Annotated in this window: 14 protein-coding genes; 6 read left to right on the top strand and 8 right to left on the bottom strand. The window is 55.8% G+C overall.

The annotated features are described in order from the left end of the window. Positions 1–5: 5 nt before the first annotated feature. The 3 genes from EH206_RS00555 to exaC form a co-directional block, all read right to left on the bottom strand. Entirely contained in the window at positions 6–656 is a 651-nt protein-coding gene (locus EH206_RS00555) for a DcrB-related protein (protein ID WP_009110892.1), read from the bottom strand. A 109-nt stretch (positions 657–765) separates the two neighbouring features. After that, a complete protein-coding gene (locus tag EH206_RS00550) occupies positions 766–1,758 on the bottom strand; it encodes an acyltransferase (protein WP_009110891.1) in 993 nt (330 codons plus the stop codon). A gap of 362 nt (positions 1,759–2,120) precedes the next feature. Then, positions 2,121–3,656, bottom strand: coding sequence for an acetaldehyde dehydrogenase ExaC (exaC, locus tag EH206_RS00545; RefSeq protein WP_009110890.1), 1,536 nt, complete (start codon positions 3,654–3,656; stop codon positions 2,121–2,123). 289 nt (positions 3,657–3,945) lie between these two features. Here exaC and fdhD point away from each other — a divergent pair, with 289 nt between their 5' ends. The 3 genes from fdhD to EH206_RS00530 all read left to right on the top strand — a co-directional run bounded on the left by fdhD (position 3,946) and on the right by EH206_RS00530 (position 7,912). After that, positions 3,946–4,779 (top strand): formate dehydrogenase accessory sulfurtransferase FdhD, encoded by an 834-nt coding sequence (fdhD, locus tag EH206_RS00540; RefSeq protein ID WP_040342784.1) that lies wholly within the window; start codon positions 3,946–3,948, stop codon positions 4,777–4,779. 300 nt (positions 4,780–5,079) lie between these two features. Beyond that, positions 5,080–5,706: a superoxide dismutase [Mn] gene (gene sodA, locus EH206_RS00535; RefSeq protein WP_009110888.1), complete on the top strand. Its 627-nt coding sequence runs from the start codon at positions 5,080–5,082 to the stop codon at positions 5,704–5,706. Positions 5,707–6,019: 313 nt separating this feature from the next. Further along, positions 6,020–7,912, top strand: coding sequence for a methyl-accepting chemotaxis protein (locus tag EH206_RS00530; RefSeq protein WP_009110887.1), 1,893 nt, complete (start codon positions 6,020–6,022; stop codon positions 7,910–7,912). Positions 7,913–8,201: 289 nt separating this feature from the next. Here EH206_RS00530 and EH206_RS00520 read toward each other — a convergent pair whose 3' ends face one another. From EH206_RS00520 to EH206_RS00500, 5 genes are all read right to left on the bottom strand, one after another. Beyond that, the gene (locus EH206_RS00520) at positions 8,202–8,564 is read right to left on the bottom strand and encodes a YibL family ribosome-associated protein (protein ID WP_009110886.1); all 363 of its coding nucleotides are present in this window, start codon (positions 8,562–8,564) and stop codon (positions 8,202–8,204) included. A gap of 96 nt (positions 8,565–8,660) precedes the next feature. Continuing rightward, positions 8,661–9,191, bottom strand: coding sequence for an MltR family transcriptional regulator (locus EH206_RS00515; RefSeq protein WP_040342782.1), 531 nt, complete (start codon positions 9,189–9,191; stop codon positions 8,661–8,663). Between the two features lie 179 nt (positions 9,192–9,370). Next, entirely contained in the window at positions 9,371–10,519 is a 1,149-nt protein-coding gene (locus tag EH206_RS00510; RefSeq protein ID WP_009110884.1) for a mannitol-1-phosphate 5-dehydrogenase, read from the bottom strand. Between the two features lie 61 nt (positions 10,520–10,580). Beyond that, on the bottom strand, positions 10,581–12,497 hold the full coding sequence (locus EH206_RS00505) for a PTS mannitol transporter subunit IICBA (protein ID WP_009110883.1): 1,917 nt from the start codon (positions 12,495–12,497) through the stop codon (positions 10,581–10,583). 362 nt (positions 12,498–12,859) lie between these two features. Then, positions 12,860–13,576 (bottom strand): DUF3053 domain-containing protein, encoded by a 717-nt coding sequence (locus EH206_RS00500; RefSeq protein ID WP_009110882.1) that lies wholly within the window; start codon positions 13,574–13,576, stop codon positions 12,860–12,862. 414 nt (positions 13,577–13,990) lie between these two features. Between EH206_RS00500 and EH206_RS00495 the strand changes: the two genes are divergently transcribed. From EH206_RS00495 to EH206_RS00485, 3 genes are all read left to right on the top strand, one after another. Beyond that, positions 13,991–14,953 (top strand): helix-turn-helix domain-containing protein, encoded by a 963-nt coding sequence (locus EH206_RS00495; protein WP_009110881.1) that lies wholly within the window; start codon positions 13,991–13,993, stop codon positions 14,951–14,953. A gap of 80 nt (positions 14,954–15,033) precedes the next feature. Then, a complete protein-coding gene (locus tag EH206_RS00490) occupies positions 15,034–16,458 on the top strand; it encodes an APC family permease (protein WP_009110880.1) in 1,425 nt (474 codons plus the stop codon). A 33-nt stretch (positions 16,459–16,491) separates the two neighbouring features. Then, a complete protein-coding gene (locus EH206_RS00485) occupies positions 16,492–17,853 on the top strand; it encodes an aminotransferase class III-fold pyridoxal phosphate-dependent enzyme (protein ID WP_009110879.1) in 1,362 nt (453 codons plus the stop codon). Positions 17,854–17,926 lie beyond the last annotated feature (73 nt).

Raw genomic sequence — 17,926 nt, 5'->3', positions numbered from 1 at the left:
GCCGGTTATGCAAAGTTCAGCGACGCCAGCACCTGTTCAATCAGCGCCTGATGGATATCTCCGCGGTTGGCCGGGGTGTTGATTTGCAGCGTCACTATTTTCTTCTGCCACACGGCGTAGAGCAGCATCGAGTTCACCGGCTGGCCGCCGACCTGTAGTTCATTATCCATGCGCTGCATGGGTATCTTGCCGATGGTGACGGGCTGTTGTCGTATCCGTTTTATATGCTGATACTGCCCCTGCATATTGGTGAAAATGTCGTTTCCCAGGCTCTCCAGCCCCGCCTCGGTCGCGCGCAAAATCTGCCCTGCCGGCGGCGGCACCACGGAGAACACCACCTGCTGACGCGAAGCGCTGTTGATAAACAGATGCGCTTTGCCCGCGTCGCCGTTGTTGACGTCATCCGGCGGAGTTTGATCGGAAAAGGCATCCGGCAGCATAAAGCTGATTTTGCCTTTTTGCAGAGAAACCTTGTGCGCCGGCGCTTCAGGCGCGGCGGGCGGCTCAACCGGCGCGACGGGTTTATTTTCCGGCGCCTGCAACGGCGGCGGCGTTGGCTGCGGATCCGGCTTGTTGTTATCCGACGGATTATCACAGGCGCTTAATCCGCCGATTAACCAGCCGATAGCGAATAACTTACCCACTGTCTTTAACATCTCTGCTCCGCCTTCTGCTGCCTATGCCGATAAAGGTTTACGCCATTTAGGTAAATGGTCCCGATTTATCCCTATCATGTCCCGATTCGGCCTTCTTTGTCACTTCATCTTAGCTGACAAGGCGCCGGGTATCGATTTTTTGCAGCGCCATCGACAGCAGCAGGCTGCTCAGTAGCGCAACGATAAAGATATAGAAAATATCCAGCATCGGGCGGTCCGAGATCGCCATATCATGGGTGCGCAGGTAATGGATAATCAGCGCATGGAAACCGTAAATCGCCAGCGAATGGCGCGATATCAAGGCCAATCCGGGCCAAACCCGGTGATTCATCCAGCGTTTGAAGATCGCCAGCAGACTGACCGCCGCCAGAAACACCAACGGCCCGCAGTAGATATAAAACAGCTGGGTAAAATTATCGTTCAGCAGCGTATGGTGCTTGGTGCCTATGGCCACCAGCAACACGCATAAAATAAACAGCGCAATGGCGGCCATCGCCGCGCGGCGGGGGATATCCAGCATCCCTAACGCCCGCCCGACCACTGCGTACAGCAAATAGTAAAAGGTATCGCCGTAGATATAGAGATTAACCGGCAACAGTTTGACGCCGGCAAATTCAACGCTACCCGTATTGGGGTTGGCGATCGCCGCCAGCAGCGCAATAAAAATAGCCAGATACTTTCCCGGCACCGGCTTGACGCGGATAAGCGGCGAGAACAGGTAGATCACCGCAAGGGCGTAGAAAAACCACAGGTGATAAAAAATCGGCTTTTGCAGAACCTGCCTGGCGGCGTTCAGCGGGTCGATTGGCGTTAACACGGCGATATAAATCAAAGCGATAGCGCTATAGAACAGAATGCATAAACCAATGCGCGCAAAATGTTTCCGCCGGGCGCCGCGCTCGCCAAAAAACAGATAGCCCGAGATCATAAAGAACAGCGGCACGCAAACCCGCGAGGCCGAATTAAGGATATTCGCCACATCCCAGTGGACATCGCCCGGCGCGCCGCCGGCGGTAATGTAATAGGTGGTGCTGTGGATCAGAACGACCATCATGCAGGCCACGGCGCGTAAATTATCAATCCAGCCGATCTTGTCGGTCATGCACCGCCTCTTAAAATAGGATTTTTATACTCTAAATGATTCGAGTTGCAGGAAGGCGGCAAGGGAAGGACAAATTCGTTGGGAACGAATTTGACCAGCCAACGGCTGGCCTCCGGTGAGAGACAGGAAGTCTCTCATTTAATCCCGATGAGCTTACACAGGTAAGTGATTCGGGTGACTGAGCGCAGCCAACGCATCTGCAACTTGAAGCATGACGAGTATATTCAATAGGTAATGTGAACAGCGTAGTGCCTGTTCAGCGTCGGCACAATCGGCGGCGGGCGGAATCGGGGGGAAAATCGCAGCGGGGCGCGGTTGGAAAAGGCCGTTAGTCTCCCAACGGCCCATAATTGAGCAAGGAATCAGAACAGCCCCATCGGCTTATCCGAATAACTCACCAACAGGCATTTGGTTTGCTGGTAATGCTCCAGCATCATCTTGTGGTTTTCACGCCCAATGCCCGACTGCTTGTAACCGCCAAACGCGGCGTGCGCCGGGTAGGCGTGGTAGCAGTTGGTCCAGACGCGTCCGGCCTGAATGCCGCGCCCCATCCGGTAGGCGACATTGCCGTTGCGGCTCCATACGCCCGCGCCAAGCCCATACTCGGTGTCGTTGGCGATTTCCAGCGCGTCGTCCATGGTTTTAAAGGTGGTTACCGCCAGCACCGGTCCGAAAATCTCTTCCTGGAAAACGCGCATGCTGTTGTTGCCGAACAGGATGGTAGGCTCCAGATAATAGCCCTGGGACAGTTCGCCCGCCATCTCTTTGCGCTGGCCGCCGGTCAGTACGCGCGCGCCCTCTTTCTTACCGATATCGATATAGTTGAGGATGGTGTCCAACTGCCCGGCGGATACCTGCGCCCCCATCATGGTGTTGCCGTCCAGCGGGTTGCCGATGCGGATGGACTCCACGCGTTTAATCGCTCTCTCCATAAAACGATCGTAGATCGACTCCTGCACCAGCGCCCTGCTCGGACAGGTACAGACTTCCCCCTGATTGAAGGCAAACAGCGTGAACCCTTCCAGCACCTTGTCAAAGAAGCTGTCCTCGTTGTCCATCACGTCCGCAAAGAAAATGTTGGGCGATTTTCCCCCCAGTTCCAGCGTCACCGGCGTCACGTTCTGGGCGGCATAGCCCATGATTTGCTGGCCGACCTCGGTGGAGCCGGTAAACGCCACTTTGGCGATACGCTTCGACGTCGCCAGATATTCGCCGATTTCGCTGCCCGACCCGTTCACCACGTTAATCACGCCCGGCGGCAGAATGTCCTGAATCAGCTCCATCAGAACAAGCACCGACATCGGCGTCAGCTTGGCCGGTTTCAGCACAATACAGTTTCCCGCCGCCAGCGCCGGCGCCATCTTCCAGCAGGCCATCAATAGCGGGAAGTTCCAGGGGATAATCTGCCCCACCACGCCCAGCGGCTCATGGAAGTGATACGCCACGGTGTCGCCGTCGATTTCACTGATCGCCCCCTCCTGAGAACGGATGCAGGCGGCAAAATAGCGGAAGTGGTCAATGGCCAGCGGGACATCCGCGCCGCTGGTTTCACGGATCGGTTTACCGTTATCCCAGGTTTCCACACTGGCCAGCAGGCCGAGGTTCTGCTCCATCCTGTCGGCGATACGATTCAGAAGCAGCGCGCGCTCCTGTACCGACATGGCGCCCCATTCGGCTTTCGCCTGGTGGGCGGCATCCAGCGCATGATCAACATCCCGCGAGGTAGAGCTGGCCACCTCGCATAAAGGTCGGCCGGTAATCGGCGTCAGATTAACAAAATACTCACCTCCGTCGGGCGGAACCCAGGCTCCGCCGATAAAGTTGTCATAGCGTTTGTTCAGCTTAGGCGCGCCATACTCATCGGAAATAAGCCGGCCTTCAGATGTGATATGTGCCATTTCAGTCTCCTTTTCGCGGTTTGGGTACGCGGCGGAGCCGCAGTGGAAATAGAGGCTATATGAAAACGATCGCTGCACGGTAAGCATGGTTAAATCGTATGCGGGGATGGCGCGTTATGACAGCCGCCGGTCAGAGAGAATGGTAACTTTTCGAAGCATGTCACAATTTAGCAACCATCAATCAACAAATTCACAACCATGACGTGGGCCCGATCGCCATTTGCAGAGAAAAGTTCGCATCCGCGGGGAGGCGGTGAAATAATAGCGCCATTGACTAAAGGCGATTAACTTGCAGGTATTTCAGGTGAAAAGCGTTATCCCACAAACGGTTACTCCCCCCACGGGGGCCTGTCGGCGTACCGTCAGCCATCAGGGCGCGCTGACGCGGCCGCAGGCCGACTGGCTGGCGGAAGAAGTGCCCGTGGCGCTGGTCTACAACGGTATTTCACATGTGGTGATGATGGCGTCGCCGAAAGACCTGGAGCTATTTGCGCTGGGGTTTTCGCTGTCGGAAGGCATCATCGCCGCGCCGCAGGATATTTACGGTATCGATGTTCAGCCGATATGCAACGGCATTGAGGTACAAATCGAACTTTCCAGCCGTCGCTTCGCCGGTTTAAAAAACCGCAGACGGGCGATGGATGGCCGCACCGGGTGCGGCGTCTGCGGGGTGGAGCAGTTGGCGGAGATCGGCAAACCGGTTGCGCCCCTGCCATTTACCCAAACCTTCTCGCTCAGCCGCCTTGAATCGGCGCTGGCGCAGTTGCAGCAGGTACAGCCGGCGGGCCAGTTAACCGGCTGCACCCATGCCGCGGCCTGGGTTACGCCGGACGGCGCGCTGCGCGGCGGCTGTGAAGATGTCGGCCGCCATGTGGCGCTGGACAAGCTGCTCGGCATGCGGGCAAAACAGCCGTGGCGGCAGGGCGCCGTGCTGGTTTCCAGCCGCGCCAGCTACGAGATGGTGCAAAAATCCGCCATGTGCGGCGTGGAGATCCTGTTCGCGGTTTCCGCCGCCACCTCGCTGGCCGTCGAGGTGGCCGAGCGCTGCAACCTGACGCTGGTGGGGTTCTGTCGTCCGGGGCGCGCCACCGTCTATACCCATCCGCAGCGTCTGAGCGAGTAGCGCAGCGCAGGAAAATCGCCGCCGAGCTTAGACCGATTTGTTTTTACCTCATACCCTAACCACATAAGCGCTTGTTATATTGGGTTAAACGCCGGCAGGTAACCGCGTTCGGACGAGAATAATCATTTTCAATATCATTTAATTAACTATAATGAACGTAGTGCTTACGCGGTGCTAACAAAATCGGCGCCGCATACTGTCCTTGTACCGGGCCTAGGAAATTGTGAGCAATGTCGCGTTTCGGTACAGCACAGTTCACCACTACAATTACTCAGCACTATAACCACGGAGATGCTAAACATGAGTTATTCACTGCCATCCCTGCCTTATGCTTATGACGCACTGGAACCCCATTTCGACAAGCAAACGATGGAAATCCATCACACCAAACACCACCAGACCTACGTCAATAATGCTAACGCGGCGCTGGAATCCCTGCCTGAATTCGCCGAGCTGTCCGCAGAAGAACTGCTCACCAAGCTGGACAAAGTGCCGGCAGAGAAAAAAACCGTTTTACGTAACAACGTCGGCGGTCACGCCAACCACAGCCTGTTCTGGAAAGGCCTGAAGCTGGGCACCACGCTGGCCGGCGATCTGAAAGCCGCCATCGAGCGTGATTTCGGCAGCATCGATACTTTCAAAGAAAAATTCGAACAGGCCGCGGCAACCCGCTTTGGTTCCGGCTGGGCCTGGCTGGTGCTGAAAGATGACGGCAAACTGGCGGTGGTATCCACGGCCAATCAGGATAGCCCGCTGTCGGGCGAAGCTATTTCCGGCGCATCCGGCTACCCCATCCTGGGTCTGGACGTATGGGAACATGCCTATTATCTGAAATATCAGAACCGTCGCCCGGATTACATCAAAGCGTTCTGGAACGTCGTAAACTGGGACGAAGCGGCCAAACGTTTCGCAGAAGCGAAAAAATAAGCCGTTTCCCGCCGCCGCCCTGTCCGGGCGGTGGCAAAGCAAACCGGAATAACCGTCTTTGTTCCGGTTTTTTTATTATAAATTATCGAATATTCTCCCTCTTCCAGACTTTATTTGCATATTGATAAGCAATAGAGATAGTAAAGTTTCCCCATAATTTGCCGATAAATTAACTGTGATCCTATCGTATGATTTTTTATACCGATATGTTGTATCTCACACGACAATCTCGTGGCGCAGTCTCCCATAATTCGCATATAAGGGGGCAAAACCAGAGTCAGTATTCAGTTCATAAGATAGTGGAAGAAACAAAATGGCTATAAAATTTGAAAATATCAACGTCGGTAAGAAATTAGGCTTAGGCTTCTTCCTGATCATAATGATGACGGTAATTATTGCCGGCGCAGGCGTTATGCATATTGAAGAATTAAAAGAAAGTATTGATAAAGTCAATTTAAGCAGCAGTATCAATAATGAAATTAACCAGGCAAAATATTATCGGGTACGCTATAGCGCCACATACTCCCCGGAAGATATAAAGCAAAATATTACCCATATTGAGAATATCAATAAGTATGTATCTGAAGCCAAAGGCTGGAACTGGCCGGAAAAAGCCAGAGAACAATTCGCCCATATCGAAACCGTTATCGCCGAATATCAGCAACGGCAGAAAAACTACGTTGATGCCATTCACAAAAAGGACGACGTCAGGAAAAGCTGGAATATTTCCGAAACGGAAAAACCATTAAAAGAACTGGGCGATCAATTAAACGCCGACGGTTATAATCTGTCGCTTCAGTTGCTGCTTGCCGATCTGAACCTGAAACTGACGGCGGTTCGTTATCATGTCCGCGGCCTGTTGTTATCCCGGGACAAAGAATCCGCGGATGAACTCGCCGCCGCCATTGACGATGCGCAAACCTCGCTGACGACGCTTTACCAGAGCCTGCCCGCCGAACAACAGGCGATACTCGCGCCGGTCCTGAGCACCATGAACAGCTATGAAGAGCGGGCCATGGCTTATATGCCGGCCTATCAGGAAGAGCTGGCGCAGGCGCGGCAAATGGCGACCAGTGCCGACGAACTCAATGCCATCATCCAATCCCTGCTTCAGGATCAGCTACAGTTCACCCAGCAGGATATTCGCGCTTCCGAGATCCAGATGGGCGTTACCGCGCTGATTACCCTCATCCTCGGGTTACTGATCTCCTGGTTTATCTCACGCCAAATCACCACCCCGCTGAATACCACGCTGGATATGGCCGAACGCATCGCAACCGGCGATCTGACCATGACAGTCGAAACCACCCGCCGCGATGAGCTGGGGCAGCTTATCCGGGCGATGGCGAAAATGAATGCCAATCTGCATAACATGATCGACGAGATCCGCGTCGGCGTCAGTCAGATCTTCACCGCCGCGGGGGAGATCGTCGCCGGCAACACCGACCTCTCCTCGCGCACCGAGCAGCAGGCGGCCGCCGTTGAACAGACCGCCGCCAGCATGGAGCAGCTAACAGCAACGGTCAAACAGAACGCCGACAATGCCCACCACGCCAACACCCTGGTGATCGGCGCGTCCCAGACCGCGAAGCAAGGCGGCGAGCAGGTGAACAACGTGGTGAAAACCATGAATGATATTGAACACAGCTCCAGGCGTATCGCCGAGATCACCTCGGTGATTAACGGCATCGCCTTCCAGACCAATATTCTGGCGCTGAACGCCGCAGTTGAAGCCGCCCGCGCCGGCGAGCAAGGCCGGGGTTTCGCCGTGGTGGCCGGCGAAGTGCGCAATCTGGCGCAGCGCAGTTCGCAGGCGGCCAAAGAGATTGAGGGACTGATCGCCGAGACGGTCAGCCAGATCGGACACGGCGCCACGCTGGTCGGTAATGCGGGTAAAACCATTCATGATGTCGTCACGTCCGTGACGCAGGTGCATGACATTATGGGCGAGATAGCCACGGCTTCCGATGAACAGAGCCGGGGAATTACCCAGATCAGTCAGGCGATTGTGGAAATGGACAGCACCACCCAGCAGAACGCCGCGCTGGTGCAACAATCCTCCGCGGCGGCCGACTCGTTAGAAGAGCAGGCGACGCTGCTCAAACAGGCCGTTTCCGTATTTCGTCTGGCGACCTCACAGGACGATACAACGCCGGCCGGCATCGCATTTTCCCGTTCATCGCCCCAGTTGGGCTATAAAAAGTAATGGCGGTAAGCAAGAGAGGTTGCTGACAAAGCCGTCTGTAAGCCTGAGATACCCGGGCCTACCGTAGCGAGGGGCTATTATGGGACACCTCCTTGTGTCCCACCCTGCGGGCCAGCATAAATGCTGTTCAAATTTGCTCCCGGCAAATTTGTCGGCGGCTTACGCCGCTACGGCCCCTCGCCACGCTCTCCCTAATAACGGGCTTTATCAATGGTCTGAATTGCTGTAAGCAATATATGAAGATAAGGGAAGCCGTTTACGGCATCGCGCCCAGGACGGGAGGCGCGGCCTAAAAGGGTTTTGGCGCGTAGCCCGTCATCTCTTTCAGGCCCATTTCACGCCCCAGCGCCGTCATGGGGTGCACCACCACCAATCCGCGTACGCTTTTCTTCAACGCGCCCAGATTGGCCTGCTCTTTTTTGCTGATGGCGCGGCTAAACGGCAGACGGGCCAGCTTTTGCGCTTCCAGGCTGAGCTTCTGCTCTCTGACATTGCGCAGACGCTCAATTTCCGCCGCCAGCTTCCCGCATGCTTCCTGATTAAGGGTTATCGCTTCCGCATCCCCTTGTTCCAGCAGCGTAACCTGCTTACGGTTCAACTTATCCAACTGATCGCTGAGGCGTTTTATTTCTGCTTTTTCCTGCTCTTTCATAACCTAATAAACCTATGTACCGGGAGAATCATGCGGGGGAACAAGCATACACTAAACCGGTTGCCGGTGCAGTGGACGAGGGTGGAGAAACAGCGGTCAAAAGGCTTTTTTCAAGCTGATTTGGGAAATCAGCTCCGTGAGCGAAAGCACCAGCGTGGAGCGAACCATCTGCTGATAACGCTGTTGCCGCATACCGATCAGCAACCGATCCTCCGAGTCGCCGTCAGCGGGCAGGGGCGGCTCGGCGGGCAGCGCGCTGACGCAGTGCAATTCGCCAATCGGACCGAGAATTTCATCATCGGTAAAGCGGTAATCATGCTCGTCGTGCGTCAGTTCTTCACCCAGCGCCATCAGCAATTCGGCATCCTCATACTCTTTACGGCTGATTATCCCCAATCCGTAAATCAGCTTGAGACGCACGGAAAGATCGCCCAGCGGACCGCTTCCCGTCATCAGCGGCTCAACCGCATATTTTACCGCATAGTCGTCCTTGCGAAACACCTGCAACATCAGGATGCCGGCCGCTTCGGCCAACAGCTCAACGGCCCGCAGCATAAAGCTGCGCACCGTCGTCGCCGCATTCAGCGCTTCCAGCACCCGGTTTTCAAACGCCTGTGTTTTTTCCATCGTCCCTTCTCGTACCTTTAGCCCGCGCACAGATCGCTCCCACCTCCGGTAATATGGCTCGCCGGCGAGTGTACGGCGACATCGGTTATATCCGACATCGCCTGTTCCCAACATCAAGGTTGCGAACGCCCGCGGGAATCAGGCAAAGGCCAAACCTACCTCGTGCCGGGACGCGCCGATCACCGCATGGCGTTATACACATTCACCGCCTGCGCGACAACCTTACTGTCGGCGTCCAGACCGGAAATCTGCGCCAGCGCGGCCTGCGGCCCCACTTTTTGCAGCAGCGCGGCCAGTTCCTGCGCCTGCGGATCCTGCTCGCTGCGGTAATGCATCGCCGCCGCGATACCGATAATCAGGTTGTCATGCGGCAGTTGATATTCCAGCGTACCCAGCAGCGGCTTAATCAGCCGGTCGCCGGCGCTCAGCTTGCGCAGCGGCTGGCGCCCCACGCGTTCCACGTCATCGTGCAGGTAGGGATTTTCAAAACGGCCAAGAATCTTATCGATATAGGCGGCGTGTTTATCGGCGTCAAAACCGTAGCGTTTAATCAGCACCGCGCCGCTCTCTTCCATCGCCCCTTTAACCACGGCGCGCACCTGCGGATCGAGAATGGCGTCGCGGATGGTCTGATGTGCGGCCTGCCGGCCCAGATAGGCGGTAATGGCATGACCGGTGTTCAGCGTAAACAGCTTACGCTCGACAAACGCCATCAGGCTATCGGTCAATTCCATACCGGGGATGACCGGCGGCTCGCCGTTGAACTGGGTCCGGTCGACAATCCATTCGCTGAAGGTTTCCACCGTCACCGCCAGCACATCGCTGCTGCCGGCCTCGGAAGGCGGCACGATACGGTCGACCGCGGAATCGACGAATCCCACATGCTCCGCCACCCACTCCAGCTTATCTTGCGGCAGCAGTTTCAGCACATGCTGCTTAAGCTGGCTGGTGCCGCGCACCATATTTTCACAGGCGATAATATTCAACGGCCGCGCATTGCCGTTATCCTGACGTTGCACCAGCCCCTGGGCGATGGTCCCGGCAATCATTTCCAGAATCTGCGGCCCGACGGCCGTGGTGACCAGATCGACGTCGGCGATCAGCGCCACCGCTTCCTGGCTGCCGCTGTGAACCGCGCTCACGTTACTGACGTTTTCGGTCTGCGTTTGCTCTCCCACAATACGCACCTGATAGCTTTTGCGACTATTCAACGCCTCCAGCAGCGGCTGGCTGACGTCGGCGAACGTCAGTTCTATATTGGCGTCGGCCAACAGCTTGCCGATAAATCCACGGCCGATATTACCGGCACCGAAATGTAATGCTTTCATTATGCTTACCCTTTTAGAACGAAGAAAAAAGAGGCCGCCCGCGGGCGGCGCTACCGTATAGTCAGGCGTTCTTTTTACCGGACAGCAGGTCAAGCACTTCCTGCGCGTCCTGGGTATGCGTCAGACGTTCAATCACCGCTTCATCATCCAGCGCATTGGTCAGGCTGGTAATTACCTGAATGTGCTCGTTATTACGGGCGGCGATACCGATAACCAAACGCGCGATGTCATCCTCATCCTCGCCAAAGCGCACGCCGTCGGGGTACTGGCAGAACACCACGCCGGTTTTCAGTACCTGGTCTTTCGCTTCGATGGTGCCGTGCGGCACCGCAATGGATTCGCCCAGATAGGTGGAAGTCAGTTTTTCACGCTCCAGCATGGCATCCACGTATTCCGGCTTGACGAAGCCGCCCTGCACCAGCTGCTCGCCGGCAAAACGGATGGCCTGCTCTTTGGTGGCGGCATGTTGGTTAAGGAAGATGTTGTCAGCGCCAAGCTGAAACAGCGTTGCCCCTTCGCCGGCGACATCCGGTTTGGCTGCCGCGGCTTTCGGCCCCTGAGAGGCGCTGCCTTGCGCGGCGACCAGACGCGCCACCAGATCGCCATACAGCTGGCTGTCAAGGAAATTGGTCAGCGAGATATGCTGCGCCTGCGGCGCATGGCGCAGGGCGCGTTCGGTGAGATCGCGGTGGGTGATCACCAGATCGACATCGTCCGGCAGGTTGTTGATGGCGTTGTTGGTCACCGAAATATTGCTCAGCCCGGCATCCTGCACTTTTTTGCGCAGCACCCCGGCCCCCATGGCGCTGGAACCCATGCCGGCATCGCAGGCGACGATGATTTTACGTACCGTGCTCAGGTCGCCGCTAACGCCGCCATCGGTGCGGTTTTGGCCCTTGGAGGTCGCTTTCATATCCTGCACCCGGCGGGTGGCCTCGCCAATATCTTCCTCGTCCTTGTTTTTGCCGCTTTTCAGCAGAATGGCGGAAACGATGAAGGAAACCGTGAAGGCCGCCGCAATCGCCACCACGTTGGCGAAATAGGCGCCTTTCGGCGTCATGGCCAATACCGCCAGAATAGAACCCGGCGACGCCGGAGAGATCAGGCCGCCGCCCAGCAGGCTCAGCGTGAATACGCCGGTCATCCCGCCCAGGATCACCGCTATAATCAGCCGCGGATTCATCAGCACATAAGGGAAATAAATTTCGTGGATCCCGCCGAAGAAGTGGATAATCGCCGCCCCCGGAGCGGACTCCTTCGCATTGCCGCGGCCAAAGAACATATAGGCCATCAGTACGCCCATACCGGGGCCTGGGTTAGCCTCAATCAGGAAGAAGATGGATTTCCCGGTCTCCGTCGCCTGCTGAATACCCAGCGGCGAGAAGATACCGTGGTTGATGGCATTATTCAGGAACAGAATTTTTGCCGGTTCGACGAAAACAGAGGTCAACGGCAGCAGGCTATTCTGCACCATGATCTTGACGCCGGCGGCCAGAACCTGGGAAAAGACTTCGACCAGCGGACCGATGGCCAGGAACGACAGGATCGCCAGCAACATACCGATGATGCCCGCGGAGAAGTTGTTGACCAGCATTTCAAAACCGCTTTTGATTTTGCCGTCAACCAGGCCGTCGAAACGTTTAATCGCCCAGCCGCCCAACGGGCCGACAATCATCGCCCCCATGAACATCGGAATATCCGCTCCGGCGATCACCCCCATAGTGGTGATCGCCCCGACCACGCCGCCGCGTTCGCCAAACACCAGGCGACCGCCGGTATAGCCGATCAGCAGCGGCAGCAGATAGCTAATCATCGGCCCGACGAGTTTCGCCAGCGTCTCGTTGGGGATCCAGCCCGTAGGTATAAACAGTGCGGTAATGATACCCCAGGCGATAAATGCGCCGATATTGGGCATCACCATGTTGCTCAGAAAGCGACCAAAGTTCTGAACTTTGATCTTGATATCTGGTGAAAGCATAAAAACACACCCCTATTGAGACGCGCTGACAATAAGAGCGCGTGATAATTATCGTGAGACGGTATAACGCTATCCGCCGGTATTACTGTATGTAACGCGGACTCTAGCACTCTGTTTCAATAGCGCAACATGGTGTCATTTTTGTGACAAAAATCACACAAACACCCCACACCAACGATACAAGTGAGTGACTTGGTTCACAAAAAAATATAAAAAACTAAAAAAATGGCTAGATTGGGGATGGCTTTCACGCCATATACGTGATTAACATCACATTTTACAGGTGGGCATTTGTTTGTTTTATGCGACGCAAATCACAATTTATTTTCATTGCGTCGCCGGATTAGGCGTATGGCGGGTAATTAGGGATGGAGCACGCCGTTCACTCCTTTCAGCGCAGTCATTAAATTCCGTTGCTGAATCGGCAGGTTGGCAACCATGCCGTTGTATTGCGCCACCTGCTCGGGCGTATGAAACTGCACCGTTGCTTCGGCGAACACCACCCGATCGCCCTGGGCCTCAAGGTAATCCCCCACCTGAATCAGGCTTTGCGCAAAGGCGATGGCGCTGGGGACGAGCGGCAGCAATGCATTGGTCGGCTGCGTGACGGTCCGCGCATACAGCCGTTCATAGACGACCTGTAATTCTTCCGGCTGTTTGAGCGCGCGGCGGGCATTATCCGCCTGGGCCTTTGCGGCCTGAACCTGCTGCCCCAGCAGATTCATCGCCCCGATGGATTGTCGCAGATTGTCGCGCTGCGACAGATAATCCCGCGGGATGCGAATACGGGAGACCTGCTCCAGCAGGGGCTTCAAGCTCCCCGCCACCGCTTGATTCACCTGCTGGGAAAAGGTGGTCAATACCGCGTAGTCATTGATAAAAGGGCCGAAGCTCTTCTTTTGCTCTTCGGTCAGCGCCGGTAATTTCCCATCCTGTTGCAGTTGGACGCTTTGCAGAAAATCGGTAAATGCCCGGCGTTGTTCGGCCTCGGAGTCACCGCAGCCAGCCAGTTGTAACGCCATAAAAAACATCAGTGCCGGCAGCAGCCAGCGTGAACGATATTCCATCAATCCTTTCATTCCATACCCCTGTTTTGCATGCCTGTCGCTCGTCGTGGTTTTCGCATAGGGAACATGCCGCAAGTGTGTTTCAGATAACCGTAAGCATAGTCGAATCAGTCAGTTCATGCCGCAGAACGACAAGCGGCGCCCCTGGTACTCTTGCCGCCACGGCGTTTCAAGATGATAGCGGACGGGATCGCCGAGGCGGCATTGCTTTAAAAATGAGCAACTCATCCATATTGGTGCAGCGGGAGAGAGGGTTTTAGTCTGATATTAAGCGGAAAATATATTTATGCCTTAATTAAGGAAAATCAAAAAAATAAGTATCTGTAATTTATTATTTAATAGATAAAAATTCTGCCATATTTCGATATTTTCATGGCTTGATTTTTGCTGATCTTTGTTACCCTCTTTTTCAGGTAAGGACAGATCATGGAACTCACTTCTTATTCAAGTCACCAGAATGGTTTCCGCTGCGCCTCACGCATTCAAGAACTGGCTCAGCACAGTCAACTCCTTACCGACTGGTCATTACGCTATGACCAAATTTCCCAGGGCCGTTTTGAAGGAAACATTCAGGAAGCCTGGCTGGACGGCGTGCAATTTTACGAAGAGCGGCTGTCCCAATCGGTGTTTCAAAGCGGTGAGGCCCGCGAGGGAACGCTCTGCCTCGGCGTGTTTAATGTCTTATCCGGCGAAACGCGCTGGATGGGTAAAAACCTGACCACTCAGGATGTGACCTGGTCTTACAAGCGCGGTGAACTGATGCTGCAAACGCCAGAGTACTCTTCATTGCAGGTATTAAGTATCCCGCTTTCCCTACTCCCGGACATAATCGATGAATTACCGCATGCCGTTTATGCCGTCAGAAACGATGCGTTGGCGTCACGCATCAGACAACAGATAACGGCAATGCTCCACAGCATGATAGAGCATCCGCTGCAGATGGCGGAAAAGCAGGCCAGACTCCAGTTCAAGAGCGACATAAGAGGATTGGCGTTCTCCTTTTTTGACGTGATCGGTAAACAGCCCCCTTCGGTAAAACATTCACGCCAGAAAGCGCAGCGCGTGGTGGCCAAAGCGCAGGAAGCGCTGATGGAAAACCGGGATCGTCCGCTGACCATGGATGAGTTATGCCTGATGACGCACACTTCCCGCCGGACGTTACAGAACTGCTTTGAGACCGTGACCGGACAAAGCCCGGCGGTTTTTCTCAAAAATATGCGGCTAAACGGTGTAAAAAGGATGCTGGTCGTCGGCAATAAAGACGCAAACATCAGCGAAATCGCCTCAAAATGGGGATTCTGGCACCTATCTCAGTTCACCGTCGATTATAAGCGCCTGTTTGGTGAGCTGCCCTCCATGACGCTCAAAGCCATTCGTCACCTTAACTGAAAGGTTTGCCAGATTTCGATAACGGCAACGCCCCACCGCTTCATAGACTGGCCATGATCCATTAAGCAGGGGACAGGAACATGGCACAGAGCAATCAGCTTCAAAAAGGCAGTCTCGGACTGTGGTCAATTATCTTTTTCGTCATCGCCGCCGCATCGCCGTTAACCGGGGTTATCGGGGGGCTGCCCGTCGCCTTTATGGCGGGAAACGGCGCCGGCGTACCGGGGGTTTATGTATTAGCCGGGGTGTTATTGTTCGTTTTCAGCTTCGGATTCATTGCGATGAGCCGCTACGTGGTCAATGCCGGAGCATTTTACGCCTACATCGCCCAGGGGTTGGGCGCCCGCAGCGGTATCGCCGGATTAGGCATCGCGCTGCTGGCCTATACGGCGATACAGCTTGCCGTTACCGCCATGTTTGGCTTCTTCTGCTCGCTGTTTCTTGAGGAGCAAGCCGGGATCGCGGTTCCCTGGTGGCTGTTTTCGCTGGCGATGCAGGCGCTGGTGGTGTCGCTCGGCATCGCCAAAGTCGAGCTGGGCGGTAAGGTGCTGGGGATACTGATGCTGCTGGAAGTCGGTATTGTGCTACTGGCCGACGCCGCTATCCTCACCCAGCCCATCGCCTTCGATCTGAGTTCATTTAGTCCGTCAACCGTATTCCACGGCGATGTCGGTATAGCCATGATCTTCGCTATCTGCTCTTTCGTCGGTTTTGAAGCCACCGCCATTTATTCGGAAGAGTGCCGTGATCCGAGAAAAATCATTCCGCGCGCCACGCTGCTGGCGGTAACGTTAATCACCGCGTTTTTCGCCCTGACCGGCTGGGCCTTCGTTCAGTATGTCGGTTCGGCGAACATCGCGGAGGTAGTGGCAAAGGATCCCGGCATGTTTATCTTCAGCGTGACGGAGAGCGTCCTGGGCTCCTGGGCGATCCATGTGATGTCCCTCCTGCTGCTGACCAGCCTTTTCGCCGCCGCGCAGGCGTTTCATAACACCCTTTCGCGCTACTTATTCGCCATCAGCCGCGACGGTCTGCTGTGGTCGAAAATGGCGAAAACGCATCCGGCCCACCAGACGCCCTATGTGGCGAGCATCGTTCAGGGGGGCTTCATGCTCTCTTCAACGGCGCTGTTCGCACTCGCCCGGCTTGACCCGATGGCGCATGTTTTTTCCTGGGCGTCCGCGCTGGGCAGCATGTCGATCCTGCTGTTGCAGTTCAGCGTCTCCGTCGCCGTGATCGTCTACTTCCTGCGCCAAGCCTCGCTGCCGGTTTCCTGGTGGAGCAGGCTGATTGCCCCGGTTATTGCGGCGGCGGGCATGCTGGCGGCGCTGGTGATGGTGATCGGTAATCTCGATGTCCTGAGCGGCTCCTCATCCCCGGTTGTTTCATTGCTGCCGTATCTGGTGTTAATCGTCGCGTTAAGCGGATTTGTGGGCGCCCATTTCTTAAGCCGCCTGAATCCGGAACGCTATTCGAAAGTCGGTCAAATCGTCGAGAGTCTTTAACCCCCTTTCCTCAATTTTCATGGAGTAGCGAATATGACTATGCAAAACAACGCCGCCGGGCCCAACGCCTACCGTTTCTGGCACCCGATGGCCCATCCGAATGATTGGGTAAACCGTGAGCCGCTGCGTATTGTTAAAAGCGACGGCCTGTACGTGTGGGATGATAAAGGCCGTAAAATGCTGGACGGCTTCGCCGGGTTATGGTGCGTCAACGTCGGCCATAACCGCCCGGAAGTGAAAGCCGCCATCGGCAGGCAGATGGATGAACTGTCTTATTACCAGCTATTCGACGGCGTGAGCCATCCGGCGGCTGAAAAGCTGTCGAGCAAGCTCATCGAAATGACTCAGCCGGAGGGGATGAGCCGCGTACTGTACGGTCTGGGCGGATCGGATGGCGTGGAGACTGCACTCAAGGTGGCGCGTCAATACTGGATCCTGCAAGGCGAGCCGCGCCGCACCCGCTTTATTTCGCTGAAAAATGCCTATCACGGCGTACATATCGGCGGCACATCGGTATCCGGCCTGCCCGTCTATCGTCTGGGCTACGGTCCGCTGCTGGAAGGATGCTCCCAGATTGAATCACCGTGTCTGTACCGCAACCCCTGGAACTGCGACGATCCGGCCGAATTGGGCAAGCTGGTCGCCGAACAGTTGGAGCGCGAAATCCTGTACCACGGCGCGGACACCATCGCCGCGTTTATCGCCGAACCGGTGCAAGGCGCCGGCGGGGTCATCGTTCCGCCCGCCAACTTCTGGCCGCTGGTGCGGGAAGTGTGCGACCGGCATGGCGTGCTGCTGATCGCCGACGAGGTCGTCACCGGCTTCGGCCGTAGCGGCGCGCTGTTCGGCTCCCGCGGCTGGGGCGTCAAACCCGACATCATGGTGTTTGCCAAAGCCCTAACCGCGGGCTATGTACCGCTCTCGGCCACCGTGTTTAATCAACGCATTGAAGAAGCCTATCTGCAAAACCGCGATGCCCGCGGTCTGCTGATGACGGGTTACACCTACGGCGGTCATCCGCTGGCCTGTGCCGCCGGTCTGGCGGTACTCGATATTGTGGAAAAGGAAAACTTGCCGGTCAATGCGGCGCACATGGGGGAATATTTACTGGGCCGGTTGCAATCGTTCGAACAACGCTTTCCCTCCGTCGGCGACGTGCGGGGCAAAGGACTGATGATTGTGCTTGATTTGGTGGAAGATAAAACCACCAAGGCTTCTCTGGCGCCGGATAACAATCTGGCTTTCCGTATTGCGCAAGCAACCCGCGAAGCCGGCGCGGTAGTACGCCCGGTCGGCCCTAAACTGGTGCTGGCGCCGCCGCTGGTGATTGACAAGGCCGGTTGCGATCAGTTGGTGAACGCCCTGCAAACCGCTTTCGAACAACAGGACAAGTGAGACCGGCATTCAGCGCCATCGATAGAACCCCTGCATAACCGGCTTACCCGCGCAAGGAGAGTTGCGCGGGTAA

The sequence above is a fragment of the Brenneria nigrifluens DSM 30175 = ATCC 13028 genome, from assembly GCF_005484965.1.
GTDB lineage: Bacteria > Pseudomonadota > Gammaproteobacteria > Enterobacterales > Enterobacteriaceae > Brenneria > Brenneria nigrifluens.
Note: the sequence above shows the minus strand (reverse complement) of the source record. Positions and strands in the feature narration are given on the sequence as shown.